At 42.4% G+C, this 19,990-nt stretch carries 9 protein-coding genes and 1 pseudogene; 4 read left to right on the top strand and 6 right to left on the bottom strand.

The window, feature by feature from the left end; all coding sequences use genetic code 11:
- Positions 1 to 64: 64 nt before the first annotated feature.
- Positions 65 to 4,222 (bottom strand): hybrid sensor histidine kinase/response regulator transcription factor, encoded by a 4,158-nt coding sequence (locus AB5443_RS15745; protein ID WP_277132130.1) that lies wholly within the window; start codon positions 4,220 to 4,222, stop codon positions 65 to 67.
- Positions 4,223 to 4,518: 296 nt separating this feature from the next.
- On the opposite strand from AB5443_RS15745, the gene AB5443_RS15750 reads away from it, so the two are divergent.
- Positions 4,519 to 6,138, top strand: a complete 1,620-nt coding sequence (locus tag AB5443_RS15750) for an ATP-binding protein (protein ID WP_195407364.1) — start codon at positions 4,519 to 4,521, stop codon at positions 6,136 to 6,138.
- A 137-nt stretch (positions 6,139 to 6,275) separates the two neighbouring features.
- Here AB5443_RS15750 and AB5443_RS15755 read toward each other — a convergent pair.
- Positions 6,276 to 6,451: pseudogene (locus AB5443_RS15755) on the bottom strand (DUF2264 domain-containing protein); the annotation flags it as partial.
- A gap of 102 nt (positions 6,452 to 6,553) precedes the next feature.
- Between AB5443_RS15755 and AB5443_RS15760 the strand changes: the two are divergent.
- The 3 genes from AB5443_RS15760 to AB5443_RS15770 all read left to right on the top strand — a co-directional run bounded on the left by AB5443_RS15760 (position 6,554) and on the right by AB5443_RS15770 (position 10,084).
- Positions 6,554 to 7,558, top strand: coding sequence for a family 43 glycosylhydrolase (locus tag AB5443_RS15760; protein WP_277132132.1), 1,005 nt, complete (start codon positions 6,554 to 6,556; stop codon positions 7,556 to 7,558).
- A 191-nt stretch (positions 7,559 to 7,749) separates the two neighbouring features.
- Positions 7,750 to 9,756 carry a glycoside hydrolase family 127 protein gene (locus AB5443_RS15765; protein ID WP_283139973.1) on the top strand — a complete coding sequence of 669 codons (2,007 nt, stop codon included), beginning with the start codon at positions 7,750 to 7,752 and terminating at the stop codon, positions 9,754 to 9,756.
- Between the two features lie 16 nt (positions 9,757 to 9,772).
- Positions 9,773 to 10,084, top strand: a complete 312-nt coding sequence (locus AB5443_RS15770) for a hypothetical protein (RefSeq protein WP_277132136.1) — start codon at positions 9,773 to 9,775, stop codon at positions 10,082 to 10,084.
- Positions 10,085 to 10,132: 48 nt separating this feature from the next.
- Here the strand turns inward: AB5443_RS15770 and AB5443_RS15775 are convergent, their stop codons facing one another.
- From AB5443_RS15775 to AB5443_RS15790, 4 genes are all read right to left on the bottom strand, one after another.
- Entirely contained in the window at positions 10,133 to 13,003 is a 2,871-nt protein-coding gene (locus tag AB5443_RS15775) for a two-component regulator propeller domain-containing protein (RefSeq protein WP_283139972.1), read from the bottom strand.
- A 107-nt stretch (positions 13,004 to 13,110) separates the two neighbouring features.
- Positions 13,111 to 15,102: a beta-L-arabinofuranosidase domain-containing protein gene (locus tag AB5443_RS15780; RefSeq protein ID WP_277132140.1), complete on the bottom strand. Its 1,992-nt coding sequence runs from the start codon at positions 15,100 to 15,102 to the stop codon at positions 13,111 to 13,113.
- A gap of 141 nt (positions 15,103 to 15,243) precedes the next feature.
- On the bottom strand, positions 15,244 to 16,857 hold the full coding sequence (locus AB5443_RS15785; RefSeq protein WP_368114092.1) for a RagB/SusD family nutrient uptake outer membrane protein: 1,614 nt from the start codon (positions 16,855 to 16,857) through the stop codon (positions 15,244 to 15,246).
- Positions 16,858 to 16,878: 21 nt separating this feature from the next.
- Positions 16,879 to 19,878 (bottom strand): TonB-dependent receptor, encoded by a 3,000-nt coding sequence (locus tag AB5443_RS15790; RefSeq protein WP_277132144.1) that lies wholly within the window; start codon positions 19,876 to 19,878, stop codon positions 16,879 to 16,881.
- Between the last annotated feature and the right edge of the window lie 112 nt (positions 19,879 to 19,990).

A 19,990-nucleotide genomic window follows, 5' to 3' on the forward strand; every position in this document is an offset into this window, starting at 1 on the left:
TGAATTTTAGTTACTCCACCAAATCGAATGATAATTCGACCTGAGAATATGAATGATTCGCCTCCTATCTGGCAGGAACAGTCAGAAATCGTTCAATATACTCGGAAGGCAACATTCCGAACTCTTTCTTAAAGCAAGAACTGAAATATTTGGGATCGTTGAATCCCACCGCATAAGCCAATTCAGAAATACGGATATTACTACCTTTCTCCTCCATAATCCGACAGGCGGATTTCAAGCGAACATTACGAATAAAAGCTGAAGTATTGAGTCCTGTCAAAGATTTAAGTTTCTTATACAAAGTAGATTTACTGGTTTTCATTTCATCGGCAAACTGCGGCTGATCAAATTCAGCATCTTCCAGATGACCATTCACACAATCAATAGCCCGTTGCAGGAAATCTTCATCCAGACTTGTATAATTCAGGTCCTTCAATTCAAATACCAACTGATGTTTGAAGTCATGCACCAGCCCTTCCTTATGTTTCAACAAATTACGAATACGCGCATAAAGCACAGGCAGATTAAAGGGTTTGCTGATAAAAGCATCCGCACCCACTTCATAAGCTTCCGCCCGATCTTCTTCCTTATTTTTGGCAGTCAACAGTATCACAGGAATATGACTGATTTCCAGATTACCTTTCACGTATTTACAAAATTCGATCCCATCCATTTCGGGCATCATCACATCAGACACGATCAAATCTATATCCTCATTTTCCAATACAATAATCCCTTCCTTACCGTTTTCCGCCGTAAATACATTATATTCACGTTTCAACAGTCTTGTCATGAGTTGCAGCAACTCTTCATTATCCTCTATCACCAGCACCGAATGTTTCTTTTTCACCACTTCCGCCTCATCGTTTGTCTGCACATCTTCCTCATCGGCATAAGTCCCGGTTTTCTGTATCGGCACAATAGTCTCGTCATCAATCTGGTCTTCGCTGAAATAAGAGCGGTCAATAGGAATACACACTATAAACTCCGCGCCTTGTCCGCTTTCGCTCTCTACAGAAATAGTACCTTTATGCAGCTCTACCAGATCTTTGGTGAGCGACAGACCGATTCCTGTCCCAATTGTATTGAACTTACGATAGTCGCCTTCATAAAAACGTTGAAAAAGAGTTTTCTGCTTCTCCTGCGAAATGCCCTCACCGTTATCTTTGACTTTCAGGAATATATGGTCTCTATCTTCCGCATATGACAGCGTCACCTGTATGAAGCCACCCTCTACTGTATATTTAGCCGCATTAGACAGCAGGTTATATAAAATTTTATCCAACTTATCCGTATCAAAGTATCCTATGATTGAATCCGGATTGCACAATACAGAAAAGTGTATTTTCGATTTCTTTATCAAAGGTTGAAAACCTTCCGTTTCCTTCCTCACAAAAGCTGCTATGTCTCCAGAAGAAACCCGAAGTTTTAAATTCCCTGTTTCCGCTTTTCGAAACTCCAAAATTTGTTGTAACAAGCGTATTAACCGATGAATATTGTTATACATCACCGCAAACAGGTCAGTATGCTGGGGAGCTTGTGCTTTAAGCTCGTCCACCGTAGCAGAAACGATAGTGAGCGGTGTCAGTAATTCATGGGTTATATTGGTAAAGAATTGCAATTTAGCATGATTCAATTCCTCCGATTTCATCTTTTCTATTTCGCGCAACCGGAGCTCATTTTGCAACAGAATACGGTTACGAGTGATTCGAAAGAGCCAGAAAACCGTTCCGGCAGCAAACAGTACGTACAAGATATACGCCCACCAGGTTGCCCAGAACGGGGGAAGTATCACAACTGTCAATTCGCGGATATAACCGCTCCAAATTCCATTCTCATCGGTTGCCTTCAAACGGAACGTATAAGTTCCGCTCTTCAAGTTATTATAGTAAGCGAAACGCCGGTTCGAATTTGTATACACCCAATTCTTATCAAATCCTTCCAATTGATAGGCATACCGGTTCAGTTCCGGATTCTTATACGTAAGTGTGGCAAACTCGATACTGAAATTATTGTATTGGTAAGGTAGCTCTATTCTCTGAGTGAAAGTCGGAGTGAACCGGGATATTTTCCGCTGCATATCCAGTGGCAACAAAGTTATGGAACGGTTGAATATCTTAATATCGGTGATTGCAAGCGAGACATCTCTCTGTTTTTCTTCCATATTTTCAGGAATAAAACTGTTATATCCCCTGTAGCCTCCAAAAAACAATTCGCCATCGCGACTGCAAGCAGACCGGGAAATGAAAAAATTTCCTTGCAGCCCATCAACTTCAGTATATACGCGAACTACCGCATCCCGTCCTGGCGATTGTGCGCCCAACTTTACCAATCCTGCATTGGTTCCTAACCATAAGTTTCCATTCTTATCTTCTTCGATACTACCTACCATATCACCAGGGATATTATATTCCTGATTTTTCGCCTCAAAACAGTTATTCTGACGGTCATAGAGATAAAGACCTCCTCCCTCTGTCCCCACCCACAAACGTCCTGTCTTGTCTTTATAAAGGCACAACACATTGTTTGTAGTCAATTTTCCGTTATAAAAGCTGTAATTATCATACTTCAAAGTGGAAGGATGATGAATATCTCCCTGAATATGAATCAGCCCGTAGTTTGAAGTAGCTATCCACACACTATTCTCACTATCGGTGATGATGTCGCGCACATAAAACCAGTCCAGTCGTGTTTTTTCCGCGAATGTCATGGGACCAAACAAGAAACTCTTTCCATTAGCCAACAATACCCCTAAACTACCGCGGGTTCCTACCCAGCAGTTGCCATGTCCGTCTTCATAAAGTGCGGAAACACAAGAATTCCCCACGAATTCGCAGTTTTCAGCCGTCAGATTCTCTACTTTACGTCCCTTCCGGTAGATGAAAATCCCCCCATCGTATGTACCAAACCAAATATCCCCACTATTCTGTCGTTGCACTACGGAGAATACGGTAGGAACGGTCATTCCTGCAAACTCCGGTATTTGTGAATGAGACTTCAACTTGCCGGTAGTATATTCAATACAAGCCAACCCATACGTACCAATCCCCATCCAAATATTACGTTCGGAATCCGTAAACAATGCACGTATGGAAGTAATGGGGATATCATTATCTGCAAAATCCAGGCTGTGGGAAGCAAACATGGGTTGACTGGTATCGGCCGCCAATACCCCTCCGCCGATGGAACCAAGCCACATTATCCCCGCCTTATCGCGTAAAATAGTATTGATTTCATCACAGAAGATATAGTGTGAGGAGCCGCGGGACTTATAATTGACAAAGCGACCGGGAGCGTCTTTTCCCATGATACTCAATCCGCTACGTGTACCCACCCACAATGTTCCGGTATTCAGGTCTTCACTTATATCATATACTATATCATCAGACAAACTTGTACCATCGCCTGCCTTATGCCGATAATTCACGTAGGACACCGTACTGAGGTTTTTCGGATTATCAAGTTTAAAAAGCCCGCAGTTCCAACTGCCTACCCAAATATTCTTATTTGTATCTTCATAAATGACATGTGCAGAATTACGTTCATTCATGGTAGGATAAGCATAAAACTTTCCGGTGGAAGGGACATATCTATATAACCCCGATGACCAAGTACCTATCCACAAATCCCCCTCCGAATCTTCCAGCAATGATTTAATAGCGGTATAATCCAGCACTCCTCCGGTCAATTCCCGGTTATAAACCACAAACGTGCCATTTTCAGCATCATACTTACACAATCCGGAATCCGTACCCAGCCAGACGGAATGGTCACGCATCACCAACAGACAAGATATTACATTGTTCGGAATGACGGGGGATAGTATTTTCTTTATTTCTCCGGTTTTCTTATTCAATATATTCAAACCTTCCTGCGTACCTACCCACAAGTTATGGTCATAGTCGTCCACCAAACAGAGGATATTATTATTAGTCAGCAATCCTGGAGTATACAGGTTTGATTTATACAAAGTCGTTTCATAACCGTCATATTGATAGAAGCCATAACGACTTGCCAGCCAGACAAATCCATCTTTATCCTGATATATTTTTTGTATTTCGTCCGACGGCAGATTATTTAAGGCAGGAAACCGCTTGAATTTCAGATTAGCGGCAAGGTCGTCTCCTGATGCACGCAATGCAGCAGAAGGTTGCATGCAGAGTAAAAATAAAAGAAGTATAATCTTTTTATTAACAATATTTACGCATCGTTTGTTTTTCATAAAGTACGTTTGTAGTTTTATTGCAACAAAAATAAACACTTTTATTTATTTAATGAGAGAATTATCATTCTTTTTTGTCTGTTTTTAGATTATTGCCTATCAAGAAAACCGCACTACGCCATTATTACTTATTTGTTTTTCACGGATTTGAATTAATTCATCGGTACATCGACCTTTATTTTGTCCCCCTAGAAAACGGGCAAATTCCCCCATTCAAACATATCTGATGATTCTTTTGCATTTATGTTTGTTTTCACGTATCTTCGTCTATTAATTTATAAAAAGCTGACGAAAAGATGAAATATCCTATTGGAATACAGAGTTTCGACCGCCTTCGCGAAGACGGATTTGTCTATGTAGACAAGACTGCTTTGGTTTACAGTCTTGTGCAAGAAGGTTCAGTCTATTTCTTGAGCCGTCCCCGCCGATTCGGAAAAAGTCTGTTGATTAGTACGCTCGCCTGTTACTTTCAAGGACGGAAAGAACTTTTTGACGGACTTGCAATAGCCGAGCTTGAAAAAGACTGGTTGGAATACCCCATCTTCCGTGTCGATTTTAACGGTGGGAACTACACCCGTGAAGGAGAACTGGAAAAAACGATTGAAACCTATATAGCCAAATGGGAAATAGAATATGGCAAAGATACTCTTGAAACCACCACAGGCGATCGCTTCAAGGGAGTTCTACAACGTGCCTACCAAAAGACCGGAAAGCGCGCTGTAGTGTTGATTGATGAATATGACAAGCCCATCCTGGATGTACTGGATACCGGAGCCTCTACCTGCAATCAAGAAGGAGAAAGACAACTGCTCGAAGATCATCACAGGGAGATTCTGAAATCATTCTATTCCACATTCAAAGGTGCCGACGAATACCTGAAGTTCGTCCTGCTGACAGGAGTTACGAAGTTCTCGCAAGTAAGTGTGTTCAGCGGATTCAACCAACCTACAGATATCAGTATGAGTGAACAATACGAGTCACTTTGTGGAATCACCCAAGAAGAATTAGAGAAATATTTCGAAGAACCAATGCTCCAATTGGCAACTAAATACGAATATACAGCAGAAGAAATGAAAGATTGGTTGAAACGACAGTACGACGGCTATCATTTCAGCACGAACATGACGAATATCTATAATCCGTTCAGCATTCTTAATGCTTTTCGGATGAATGAAATCCGTGATTACTGGTTCGCTACCGGAACTCCCACCTATCTGATACGCCTGCTGCAACACAGCCGCGAACAGATGAACGAACTTACGGGAAAATACTACGATCCAGCTATGTTTGTAGACTACAAGGCGAACGTAGAACAACCCCTACCTATGATTTACCAAAGCGGATACCTCACAATCAAAGAATATAATAAAAGAATGGGAACCTATCTGCTCGACTTCCCGAACAACGAGGTACGAAAAGGATTTCTTTCCATGTTGGCAGCCAGCTATATGAAGCCTAAGAGCAAAGAGGTGACAAGTTGGATAACAGATGCCGTAATGACTCTTGAACAGGGAGATACAGAGGCGTTCCGTCGTTCACTCACTTCTTTCCTGGCAAGTATTCCTTACGACTCCCACGGCTCGCTAAAAGACATAGACATAACGGAAAAACATTTTCAATATACATTTTATCTATTGCTTCGACTTATAGGTGTATATTGCATTGCTATCCATTGCGAAGATCGTCAAAGTTACGGACGAGTGGACTGTACACTGGAGATGGAAGAATATGTCTATATCTTCGAATTTAAGATGGATGGTACAGCACGGGAAGCCCTGGAACAAATAGAAAAAAACAGTTACGCAAAGCCTTATCTGGCAGACAAGCGAAAAGTGATTTGCATAGGAGTAAATTTTTCATCCGTCACACGGACAGTAGAAGATTGGGAAGAAACTTCAATTACAAAAGACAGGTAAAGTAATTCCTTGTATTTGAATAATGGATATACTGAAAAATAATAAAATCAGAATAATCTTTCTTTTCATGGTAATAGTACGTTTTTAATATCAAATATTCGAATGAGATGTTTTTCTGATCTCTGTTCGTCAAATTAGAACTGCGCTACGTATTGAGGATATTGTTTCTTTCCGAACATTTCCGTCCAGATAGGGTCGTAGGTCAAGCCCATGCGCTATAATAATCGTATGCGGAAGTATCATTGTACCAACCTTCACCCCGATATCGAGCCAGAAGTTTCTCCAGATTCGACTCCAGATAGCTGTCATTCACAACAATTGAACGATAATCAGCCCCCTTTGACGGATATACATCCTTTTTTCCAAAAAAGACCATTTATCTTTGCAATACAACAATTAAACCAATACATCAAACATGAAACATTTGCATTTCAAACTCTTCCTATTCTGCTTATGCCTCATCGGGACAATACAAATGACAGCGCAAAACAGAAAATCGCATAATCCGATATTACCCAGTTTCCATGCTGATCCTGAAATACTATATTCACAGCAGACGAAGCATTACTATATTTATCCCACAAGCGATGGATTTCCCGGTTGGGGCGGGAGTTATTTCAAAGTCTTTTCATCGAAGAATCTGAAATCATGGAAAGAGGAGAAAGTCATTTTAGACATGAACAAAGATGTATCATGGGCGAATGGCAATGCATGGGCACCTTGCATCGAAGAAAAGAAAATAAACGGAAAATATAAATACTTCTTTTATTATAGCGCAAATCCTGTCACCAACAAAGGCAAGCAAATAGGAGTAGCCACGGCAAATTTCCCTTTAGGTCCATTCACCGATTCGGGGAAACCAATTATCACTTCTTCTCCCGTAGGGCGGGGACAGCAAATTGATGTGGACGTATATACCGACCCTATATCAGGTAAAAGTTATCTCTATTGGGGGAACGGCTATATGGCAGGAGCCGAACTCAATGACGACATGATGTCTGTCAAAGAAGAAACCATCACGGTGATGACTCCCAAAGGCGGGACTTTAGAAACGTATGCATTCCGGGAAGCTCCTTATGTATTCTTCAGAAAAGGAGTTTATTATTTCTTATGGTCTGTGGATGATACAGGTTCCCCCAATTATCATGTAGCTTACGGTACAAGCGACTCTCCATTAGGACCTATCCAAGTTGCCAAAGAACCGATTATCCTGATCCAATCTCCTAAAGAAGAAGTTTATGGTCCGGCACATTGCTCGGTTCTTCAAATTCCTAACAAGAAAGACAGGTGGATTATCGTCTATCACCGTATTAATAAGGAGTATCTGAAACATGGACCGGGATGGCACCGAGAAGTGTGCATGGATTGGATGGAATTTAATGAAGACGGAACAATCAGGCAGGTAGTTCCTACACCCTAATCCCGTTATTTAGCTTTATGGTAAAAGGAATAGGGGGATTTGGCCCAAAACGCGGAGAAGATTCAGTCAAATTTTAAATGAATAAATCTTCTCCCGTATCTGACAAAAGCACAAGACGGCGTTTCCATAGATATTCCTTTTATTTGCAAAGTTAAAATCATCATACTATATTAATCCTAAAATAATATCAGATGAAAAATGTTCTGACTATCGCATTACTTATTTCTACCAATATGGTAGGGAATGCGCAACTTAATCATGGTTATCCGATAGACCCGGTATCCTTCACTTCCGTGACAGTGACAGACAGTTTTTGGGGACAACGCCTCAAAGCAAGCCGTGAAGTGACCATACCTCTGGCATTCAGCAAATGTGAAGAAACCGGAAGATATGAAAATTTCGTGAAAGCAGCCCATCCAAGCGATACATACAAAGTGGAAGGACTCTCCTTTGATGACACGGATGTCTACAAAACCATCGAGGGAGCCAGTTACTCGTTGCAGACTTACCCGGACAAGAAATTGCAAAAGTACATTGACAGCGTACTTGTGATCGTTGCTGCTGCACAAGAACCGGACGGATATCTATATACTGCCCGTACGATGAATCCCAAACACCCGCATAATTGGGCGGGAAAAGAACGTTGGGTAGCCGTGGAAAACCTTAGTCACGAATTTTACAACTTAGGACACATGATAGAAGGTGCGGTTGCACATTATCAAGCTACGGGAAAACGTAATTTTCTTGATATTGCTATCAAATATGCTGACTGCGTCTGCCGGGAAATCGGAGACGAAGCACAACAGAAAAAGCTGGTTCCTGGACATCAAATAGCAGAAATGGCACTGGTTAAACTGTATCTCGTGACAGGTGACAAGAAATATCTCGACCAAGCCAAGTTCTTTTTGGATGCGCGCGGATATACCAGTCGGAAAGATGCCTATAGCCAAGCGCACAAACCGGTTGTAGAACAAGATGAAGCTGTCGGGCACGCAGTCCGCGCCGCCTATATGTATTCCGGCATGGCAGATGTGGCGGCCATTACAGGTGATAGTAGCTATATCAAAGCCATTGACAAGATTTGGGCTAACATCGTCTCCAAGAAGATCTACGTCACAGGCGGCATCGGCGCACGACACGCCGGAGAAGCTTTTGGCAACAATTACGAACTCCCTAATTCTTCTGCCTATTGTGAAACCTGCGCAGCCATCGGTAACGTATATATGAACTATCGCCTTTTCCTGCTGCACGGCGATGCGAAGTATTTCGATGTATTGGAACGTACATTATATAATGGCTTAATTTCCGGAGTATCATTGGACGGTGGCTCCTTCTTCTATCCTAATCCGCTGGCTTCCAATGGTAAATATAGTCGCAAGCCGTGGTTCGGTTGCGCCTGTTGCCCTTCCAATGTCAGTCGTTTCATTCCGTCACTTCCCGGCTATGTGTATGCAGTCAAAGACAATCAGGTATATGTCAATCTATATCTTTCCAACAAAGCCGAATTGATAGTCAATAAGAAGAAAGTCGTGTTGGAGCAGGAAACGGGATATCCCTGGAATGGCGACATCCGTGTAAAAGTGGCACAAGGCAATCAAGAGTTTGCCCTGAAGCTCCGTATCCCGGGATGGGTACGCAACGAAGTTCTTCCAAGCGACTTGTATAGCTATGCAGACAATCAGAAGCCGACTTATCGGATAATCGTGAACGGACAAGAGACAGCAAACACGCTAAATAACGGTTATTTAAGTATTGAACGCAAATGGAAAAAGGGAGATGTGGTGAAAATTCATTTTGATATGCTTCCCCGTATCGTAAAGGCAAATGAGAAGGTAGTTGATGACAAAGGGAGAGTCTCCGTCGAACGTGGACCGATTGTATATTGTGCAGAATGGCCGGACAACAAATGCAATGTACATACCGTACTTTTAAATCAGCATCCCCAATTTAAGGTCGTTGAGAAACCGGAACTTCTCTATGGTATCAGCCAACTAAAAACTGACGCGCAGGCTTTAAGTTACGACAAGAACGGTAAATTAATCACCAAAGATACAGAACTTACACTTATTCCTTATTATGCCTGGGCTCACCGTGGCGAAGGCGATATGAAAGTATGGCTACCGATTGACGTAAGTGCCGCTTCCGCACTCCCGCAGGAAGTTCAGAAATGGGAAGATAACGGATTCTTCAAGAACTAAAGACTACAAACCAGACATGAATATAACTCCATTCAAAGGTCATCTGGATAACTTTATTGAATTTATAGAAGAAAAATGGGAGTGGAAAGTCAGTTATGAAGACAGTAACAAGCAAGTGTTTATTGTTGACGAGGACAAGCCATTTTGTGTATGTCCATTATTACAAAAAGAGAAGGAAAAGAAGTTCCCGGCCTTATGTTATTGTTCGGAAGGATTTGCTGAAAGAATGTTCACTATCGTATGCAACCATCCTGTAAATGCAACTGTCATTTCTTCTATCCAGCGGGGAAATAACAAATGTATCTACAGGATAGTACTCAATCCATAACCTTATACCCTTTCCCCAATAAGATGCTTTATCGGTAAATGTACTTTGTTATTGCGTTTTCATTTTCTTTTGATACTCACTAGGCGTAATGCCAAACACTTCTTTAAATGAAGTCGTAAAATGCTTGTGATCACTATATCCCAGCGCCATGACCACTTCGGCGATAGTAACCGTTTTATTCTCCAACATCCGGCAGGCATGTCTCATCTTGATATCTTTGATAAAATCCAACGGTGTCTGTCCGGTCATCGCTTTTATCTTTCTCGACAAAGTAGAACGTGACACATTCAGTTTATCCGCCAACATCACGACATCGAGTTTAGGGTCGGACATGTGTTCCTCTACGATTCTTAAAGCTTTCTCTATAAGCTGTTCATCCGACGAAACAAAACCAATATCCGATATCGAACCGGCCTTCGCTTGAACTTTACTGATTTCCGGTCGTATCTGCATACGTTCCCTTTCTACCAGCATCCGGTTATTTTCCTGTTTGATCCGCTGAAGATAGAGATGCAGCATGGTCCATAAAATACCAATAGCAATGAGGACATATAATGTATATGCCCACCATGTCTCATAAAAAGCAGGTAAACGATGAATGGTAAATTCCGTCACTTTATCGCTCCATAATCCATTCTTATCAGTAGCTTTTACTTGAAACACATACTCTCCCTTACTCAAATTGGTGTAGAAGGCCGAGTTTCTACCTTCCTCCAAATATACCCAGTCATTATCGACGCTTCCCAATCGATAAGCATAACGCACCTGCTGCAAATGATGGTAATCAAGAGAAGAAAAATTAATCTCCAGGCTTTGGTCATCGGGATTCATACGAACGGACTGCCTCAATGGATTTTCCTTCCTGTCGTTATCCCAAATGCTCTTTCCCTTTATCTTAATATCTGTAATATAAGTAGTCACTTGTTCCGGAATACTTTCGAGTTGTTGAGAGGAAGGAATAGAAATAATACCGGAGATCCCTCCGAAATAGAGTTCCCCTTTCCTGTCATAATAAGAGGCATGTGATAATAAACGATTCAATAAAAAATCAGAAGTACCGGTACGATAACTTCTATAAGCGCCATTCTTTGGATTATATTCTCTCACAGCCTGATTCGTTACAATCCATACATGATTATAGTTGTCCACAATCACATTATTAATGATATTCCCCTTCATGCCGCAAGCAATGCTATGCTCCGCAGTTTCTTTGCGCCCGGCATCATACATCAATATTTCTCCTTCGCTTGTCCCCAACCATAGTTTGCCGTCGGTCGTTGCATCCATACAAGTGAAGTCCTTTTCCAAAGGAAACAATTCCGTATATTTATCCTGTCCTACTCTATATATTCCTTTTCCCCTGACTGCCGCCCATATCCGTCCGTCACTCGTCTGCGTAATCCCCGACACATTTCCAAGTTCATCGGATATGACTTCAAGCGTTCCGGTCGGTATATGATATACATATAGACCGGTCGTGGTACCCACCCACAAATTCTTTGCCGAATCCTCGAAGAAAGAAGATGTCTCTCCCGGATTTCCGGTTACCTCACCGATTTGTATGCAGAGTTCCTCCTTCATTTTCATATTTTCCTGACTTAGTCCGTAAATGACAGAGCCATAAGGCATAGCCCATACCATACCCGGAACATGAGAAGGAATCAGGTTGCGCACTTCCCACAAAGGAAGATTCTTAGTTCCCCCGTTTCTTAAATAATACCCCATCCGGTCAGTTTCCGCATCATAGACATACAAGCCATAACGTTCTTGCGAAAACCAGAACACTCCTTTACTATCCATACACAATGAGATGATAGCCGGATTTGCCTTTATCTGTTCTCTTAAAGCCGGTAAAGTATATTTCTTTATAAAATGCTTACGAATATCAATAATGAAACTCTCCATATCAAAAGCCGACACCCACAATTTTCCGTCCCTGTCTTTATAGATTTCATAAAGCATCTTATTGCCAGGAATAAGGAATGAAGAGGTATCCACCTGTTCGAGCATCTTATCTTCTGTGATGCAAAATGCGAAAAGGTCTTTTTTGGTAGTAACCCATAAATAATGGTAGATGTCGTCCTGTACCATGTGATAGGTGTCTCCCGTGGTTTCGCCTGTCACGTCCACAGGAAGCGGTTGCGGAGTATATGCGCGTTCCGGAGATGGTGCCTCCGGATTAAAACGGACAATACCCTTTCCCCAAGTCCCCAGCCAATAACATTGATGTGTTTCGTCCCAGATGATTTTCTCAATATCCCGATATTCTTCATTATGGAAATAAGGTTCGAAACTATCTGTCGCCTTATTCAGTTTATACATTCCGCCCTGTGTAATGGATATCAGCAGATTATCCTTTTTATCTTCATAAACGGTATAAACAAACTGTGGAGAACGGTTGTACGTCATCGGATACCGTTTGACCATTTCCCCATTAGCCTTATATCTGAATAAAGCCCCAGCCACGCTTACCCAAATCGTGCCATCCTTGGTTACATTAATAGAGAACACATTTTTGTCTGACAGTTCTTCCATATTGACAGGAGTAATCCGGTATGTTGCCTTATCCAGCATGTAAGCCCCTTTGAATGTTCCGAACCAGATATGTTTTTCATGGTCTTCATTAATGTAAGTGATGTAATTATCCTTCAGCAGTCCGTAATGAAACAGGTCGGAGCGAAACACACGGACATCATATCCATCATCCCGACATAGCCCATTAAAAGTGCCATACCATATATAACCATCGCTATCCTGAAATATGCGGTGAATAGCCTTGACCGGCAATTTCTCCAATGAGGGGATATCCTTCACCACGATTTCCTGCGCGCAAGTGGTGCTCATGAACCAAGTCCGAAGTAATAAGAAAAGAAATATATGGTTCAGCCGTGGGAAATAATAGATATGTCTGGTGCTCATAGTCTGATTCTTGAATATTTGATACGGCAAATATATCAAAAAAGCTTCAACCTAGGTGCAAGGTTGAAGCTTTTCTCTATTAATGACTAATACCTATTGAAAGTTACCTATTTCTTATACTGCCAAATACCATAAGTAAACATATCCGCATTTCTCTGTGGTTTCTGTTCGTCCGGACGGAACCACTGTCCAATATTTACAAACGGGGTGAGAACCACTTCCACATCACTCCCCTTATAGAGGGCTTTTGTCCGATAGGCAGGTCCCAGTATCTTGGGGTAAGGTTTGTCCATAATCGTAGGCTTTGCATCTACATCCACCTGAATATCTCTTTCCATATTTACATCATCATTACAAAGCTGTTTATTCCACACCATATCCAGGCAATAAACCACAGGACCACGTAAGAAAGCGTATGGTATTTTATCGGTCGGTTCTTCTCTATACATAATCTCTCCTCTGGGCAACGTGTAAGTGGTATATTTACTATGATGTTCGCGCATCACCCACTTTTCCACCATAGGAAAAACGATGCTGACTTTGTCTCCCTTCACCCATTTCCGGGATATTTTCAGATAAGTACCGGGCTGTACGCCTGCCATTTTCTCTCCATTCACAGAAACTTGCGGTTTCTCGCACCAACTGGGAATACGCAGATTCAGCACTCTGTCTGCAACCCTTTCCGACGTGACGGTCAATTCCATATTTTCCACTTCCGGATAGTTGCCGGAGATTTCAAATGAGAAAGCCTTTCCCGCATATTGGGAAGGAACATACTGGTTCACATAAAATTCTTTTCCTTTTTCCGCATACATGAAAGTGGGCAACATGGAAATGATGCGATGTCCGCTTGCCGTGCAACAGTCGGGACCATGAAAATAGCCATGAGGTTTTGAACCGTTCGGTGCGGTATGATAACGGCATGAACCGGTTTCACAATCTTGCGCGGCAAAAACGTGATTAATCATCAAACGTTCCATTGCGTCTGCATACTTGGACTCTCCGGTCAGTTCCAGCAGCATTTGTGTCAGTTGCATCCATGACATAGTAGCACACGTTTCAACCACATGACCCGAAATTGGTTTCACATAATCGTGTTCATAATGCTCGGCTACACTGACACCACCGGTGATATACATCTGACGCTTGTGAATGTCATCCCATGCTCCGGCAACTTTGCGGAACAGCGACTTGTCTCCTGTGATACGATATAGACGAAGAAAACCCATAAAATTCATCTGGAAGGTATGCGAATGTACGTATGGTTGGAGTTTGTCTACCCCCAATGTACCATCGGCCACAGAATCCAACCGTGAGAAAGCATCCCAACCGCTCCATTTATCAATGTTGCTGACTACCCATTCACTCCACTCCAGGTATTTTTTCTTTCCTGTAAGTTCATACAGCCGTGCGACAGGGTCGCAGAGCAATGTCCCTTCCCATGAATAGTGTACTCCGTGTCCTGCAAAATCCGACAAGGCATCCACTTGTTTATGTTTGTTCTCCGGATCTCTCAAGTCAGACGGCCAGAATTCCAATTTGCCGGGTCCGAAGTATTTCAGATAATAATCCGCCAGTTTTTCAACAGCTGCTAAAGCATCCTTATCTCCAGTTTGCTCATACACCGTAATAAAAGCATGGAAAACAAAGTAGAGTTCATAAGCGTCCATACCCCTGACTGGTCTCTTGTCCGAACGATAACTTCTGGCAGTAGCACCCAGATAACCATTCTCTTCCTGTGATTCAACAATGCGTTTGAGTACGGCACGGGCTTTCGACATCAATTCGCTGTCACCGCTCTGAATGGCAGACAAATAAGCGGATTCGAGCCATTTCCCATGTTGCTCGGCTTTCGTCCAGTCCCATGTTGTATGTTGGCGTTCCACGATAAAATCAACATATTTGTCTATAGGGAAATTCTTCAGGTAAACGTCACGATTCAGTTTCATACGTTCTCCATAGAAGCCGGTTACATTTTTAACCAAAGAAACAGGAACCGGGTTTTCCAGTGCCGCTACTTTATCATGGTTGCGGGCAGCAAGAGAGTGAGCAGCCGTCGAAACAGCTAATAAGATTGTTAGAAAGCTTTTTAATTTCATAAGTGATATTCTAAAATAGTTATATAATTCAGACAAAAGAACATAAGAACAAAAAATAAAATAGCAGTTCAATAAGCAACAGAAATAAGTTTCAAAGCGCAGCCTTTATGTTCTTTTGTTCTTATGTCTAAAAATAAATGATCATTTCACATAGTCCGGATTCTGTGTCAGTTCCGGATTAGCAATCAAGGTAGATTCCGGTATCGGGAATACCTTCCTGTAGTCTCCCATAGGCTTATGTGACAGCCAGCTTTTCTTTGTGAAAAGTCCGAACCGTATCATATCCCTGCGCGTATGCCCTTCCCAAGCAAATTCCCAACAAAGTTCATCAAACATACGTCCGAATTGTACCGGAGTCTGGTCTCCCGGTTCCGCAACATTATAATCTTCGACATACCCCCATTGGTAGGCAGAGTTTTCTTCCAGTTGTTCGTCCGTCACCGTAGCTTTGTCGGGGTCACTCTTAAAGTTTCTCTGACGAACCTGCGTCACGAGAGCTCCGGCTCCCGGCTTACCGGTACGCAGCAGGCACTCTGCTTTCATCAACAGCACTTCGGAATAACGGATGAGAGGAATATCCGTATCGCAACTCCACTCCGACCCGGCAGCTACTTCATACTTATTCATGCGGTAACCAGCCATTTCACTCGTAAAGTTTCCGTCAGGAAGCTCTTTGGTAAAAACAAGAGGCTCGCCCGCCATATCGTAAACGCCATACAAAGGATTCCCTTCCGCGTCAAACTGCTGTCCCATCAGCCACGAATCTTCCAAACGTGTATCACCTGCCTGATAGGTATTGATAAACTGTGTAATCCCCTTCGGACCACCAGCCATATTGGGGGCGGCATTGAGCAGATATTTCTTCTGTAATTCACTATGCCAGGAATTCATAAACAGGTAATTCCCGGTTATCCCACGGCTATAATCGTAAACAATAGTAAACATGACTTCTTTCGAACCTTCTACTCCGCTTGCACGGAACGAATCTTTGTAGTCAGGAGACAAGTCACACTTATTCTCCGTGATTATGTCATTGCATTGTGTAATACATTCCTCCCAACGGGGAGTGCCTGTATATACCTCCGCATTCAAATATACATTTGCCAATATCGCTTTTCCCGCCCACTTATTGAGTTTTCCGTAAGTACTTGCATCCTGTTCCTCCGCCAAATCGGGAATAGCTTCGCCCAGTTCTTTCACAATAAAGTCATAAACTTGCGCACGCGCAGTCTTTCCCGGCAAGTCCTGCGACATGGTAGTAACCAAAGGAATATCACCGAAATTATCCATCAGAATCCAGTAATAATAAGCGCGAAGAGTTCTTAATTCTGATATTCCCTGCTGCTTCTTTTCGGGCGAAGGCGAGGAAATAATATCTTTTTCCAAACGTTCAATAGCCCCATTACATAAAATCACTCCTTTAAAGTAGTTGTTCCAAAGACTGGAAATCTGTCCCAGTTCGGAATTCCAGTTATGAAAATGCAGGCGTTTATAAATACCACCGTCATCCCAACCGGTAGAATTCGGCGGAGTCACCACACAACAACCCGTCAGCTCTTGGGTTTGCCAATAGCCACCTACAAAATCGCCGTGCAACGGTTCGTATGCACCTGCTATATTAGGAATAAAGTCATTGACCGAGTAACTATAAGTCTGTTCAGTCACACCTGAATATACCACTTCGTCCAAGTCATTGCAACCGGAAACACATACGGTCAGTGCCATCCATAAGATATGTATATTTTTCTTTTTCATATAAGTCATTTTTTATTAGAGTTAGAAATTCAGGTTAACGCCGATTGAAAACGTACGGGCAGAAGGATATCGGTACATATTGTCCACACCGGGAGTCAGTCCGGTCACGTTCACCTCCGGGTCGATGCCGGAATATTTGGTAATGGTAGCCAGATTGGATATACTCCCGTAAACACGCACCCCTTTAATCCATTTGTTTTCTTTGATAACCGGGGTGTACCCGATAGTCAGATTGTCTATTTTCCAGTAATCGCCATCCTGCACATAATAACTTACATACTGTAATTCCTGATCGGCAGCCAACGGACGTTTGCCATAAACATTGTCAAATGCTTTTTCCATCACATTTCCCAACCCTAATGACACGGGAGCCGCATAATTCATTTCAGGCATATTCAGTATCTGGAAACCAAAAGCTCCACGCATAGTGATTGACAAATCAAACTGTTTATATCTAAAAGTATTATTCCAGTTTAAATACCAGTCAGGAAGTCCGTTGCCAAGCACTTTCTTATCATCCGCCTGTTGCTCCGCAATCGGTTTCGGTTTTCCGTCGGCCCCTTCGATAATCCAGTGACCGTTTTCGTCAATGTCTATGCTCTTATAGCCCCAGAAATTACCGATAGCCATACCTTCCTGCACACGATGAGTCTTCTGCTGAATGGGGGCGTATGTATCTCCCAAGTCAGTATAACCGTTGGAAGAGTACTTGCCGTTGGACAAAGACACCAGTTCATTGGTGTTTGTAGAGAAGTTGATTCCCGTATCCCAAGTGAAAGATTTCGTTTTTACGGGAATGAAATTCAAGGATACTTCCAATCCTCTGTTCCGGATAGAACCGGCATTGGCAGTTATCGTATTTTTCACATAAGGAGGAACCGATACTGTATAATCCCAAATCAAATCGTCCGTATCCCGGTTATACCAGTCGATACTTCCTGAAATCCGGTCATTGAAGAATGCAAAATCAAGGCCGATATTCGTTTCTTTCTTCTTTTCCCAGCGCAGGTCGGGATTCGGATTGGAGGATGCACGGAGCAAAGTAGTCCACTGTCCTCCATAATAACCATATCCGCCCAAGTCAAGCGTATTTAAAGACAGATAAGGATTCCCGGGGATCGTTCCGGTTATTCCGTAACCGGCTCTTAACTTTAAAAAACTCAAGAAGTTTACATTCTTCAAGAATGATTCTTCTTTCAAATTCCAACCAATAGATACGGCAGGGAATGTTCCCCATTTGTGATCTGCCCCAAACTTGGAAGAACCTTCATGACGGATGCTTGCTGACAAATAATATTTACCCTGATAATTATAATTGATTCTTCCGAAGTATCCTACGAGTTTGTATTCTTCCTGATAAGTCTTCTCTGTAGCCTTTCCATCTTTCAAAGCTGTACCGGCTGCCATATTATTATAGGAGTAGTCATCTGTCGGGAAATTATAATTATCCATGAAAGCTTCCTGGTTGTTATTCTTGTTCCAGCTATAACCGGCTAATGCGTTCAGGCTGTGTCCCCCCTTGAAAGCTTTGTTATATTGGATCGTGAATTCTGTCATATCCGCCTGATTCTTATGTGTTTCACGGGACGCGTAACCATTTTTATTCTGAATAGTGGTAGAGCGGTGATTCTTTGTTTCATAATAGCCGGAGAATTTGTTATAGACTTCTCTGGAAAGCAACCATTTGATATCCAGCCCCTCAATCGGAGTAACCGTAACAGTGGCGTGCATCCGTAGATTGGTCGCATCGTTTTTCCCTTGTGTCTCATTCAGCAACGCAAGCGGATTATAGTATAAATCACGTGCAACTTCCGTCCATTTACCGTTTTCATCTTTTATCGGTTCTGTCGGATTGTAAATCAAGGCACTCTGATATACATTGGTATTATAAGGAATACCGTAACTTTGCTGGTACCCGCTCAACCCCGCGTCTATCTTCAACCTGTTATCAAACATCCGGTGCGTTACGTTCAGACGCGGAAATATAGTCTCCACTTTAGAGCGTTTGACAAGTCCTTCGTTAGAGGTATAGTCAAAACTGGCTATGTAATTGGTGTTCTTCGAGCCACCACGCAAATTGATACTATAAGTCTGATTAAAAGGAGTCTGCATTATTTCGTCCAGCCAGTCCGTCTTACTGCCATAATCAGCGGCTCCGGTATATCCTTCCTTCACCTTCTCCAAGTACTGGTCTGCCGACATCATCGGAAGTTTCTTTGCAATCTTCTGAAAGGAGACATAAGAATTCACTTCTATCGTGGGCTTCATCTCTCCCTTACTGGTTTTAGTGGTAATCAGAATAACACCGTTCGTACCCCGTGTACCGTAAATAGCCGCTGCCGACCCGTCTTTCAAGACGTCTATCTGCTCAATGTCATTAGGAGATACTGAATTCAATTCTCCCGGAACTCCGTCAATCAATATCAACGGGCTCGTTCCCGACTTCAGGGTAGTAGAACCGCGCAGAACGATTTCGGAAGTGGAAAGAGGATTCGCATCGGGATTAATAACGGATAAACCGGCTACTTTACCTTTTATCAGTCCGGCAGCATCGGGAGTGGTTACCTGAACGAAGTTTTCCGCTTTCACACTCATAACCGAGCTGGTCAATTCTTCTTTACGTTGAGTGCCATAGCCGATAACCACGACTTCATCCAACGTTTTCGTATCTTCTTTAAGTACGACTTTCAATGATGTTTTTCCGTTCATCGGGATTTCTTGCGTGATATAACCGATGAAAGAGATAACAAGTGTACCTTTCGACGTTCCGTTAAGGATAAAGTTACCGTCCAGATCCGTTATAGTGCCGTTGGATGTACCTTTCAGCATGACACTGGCCCCAATCACCGGCTGTCCGCTTTCTGTTACGACCTGCCCTTTCAGCGCAACAGTCTGCATAGTTATCTGTACCTCACTTACATCTGCAAAAGATGATGACGGATAAGCTGTACAAAGAGCTGAAATCATCATCATAGAAAAGATTCTTTTCTTAGACAAGTTCTTTAAATGATAGTTTTTCATGAAATCAAGTTTAAAATCAACAATTTCTTTACTTCTGAAAAGGATGACGGCCGCTCATCTCTTTGCCACAAAGAAAAGTAAATTCTAAATTAATGCGTTCATAGATATGTTC

The sequence above is a fragment of the Bacteroides sp. RTP21281st1_H5_RTP21281_210402 genome (assembly GCF_040918965.1).
Lineage (GTDB): Bacteria > Bacteroidota > Bacteroidia > Bacteroidales > Bacteroidaceae > Bacteroides > Bacteroides congonensis.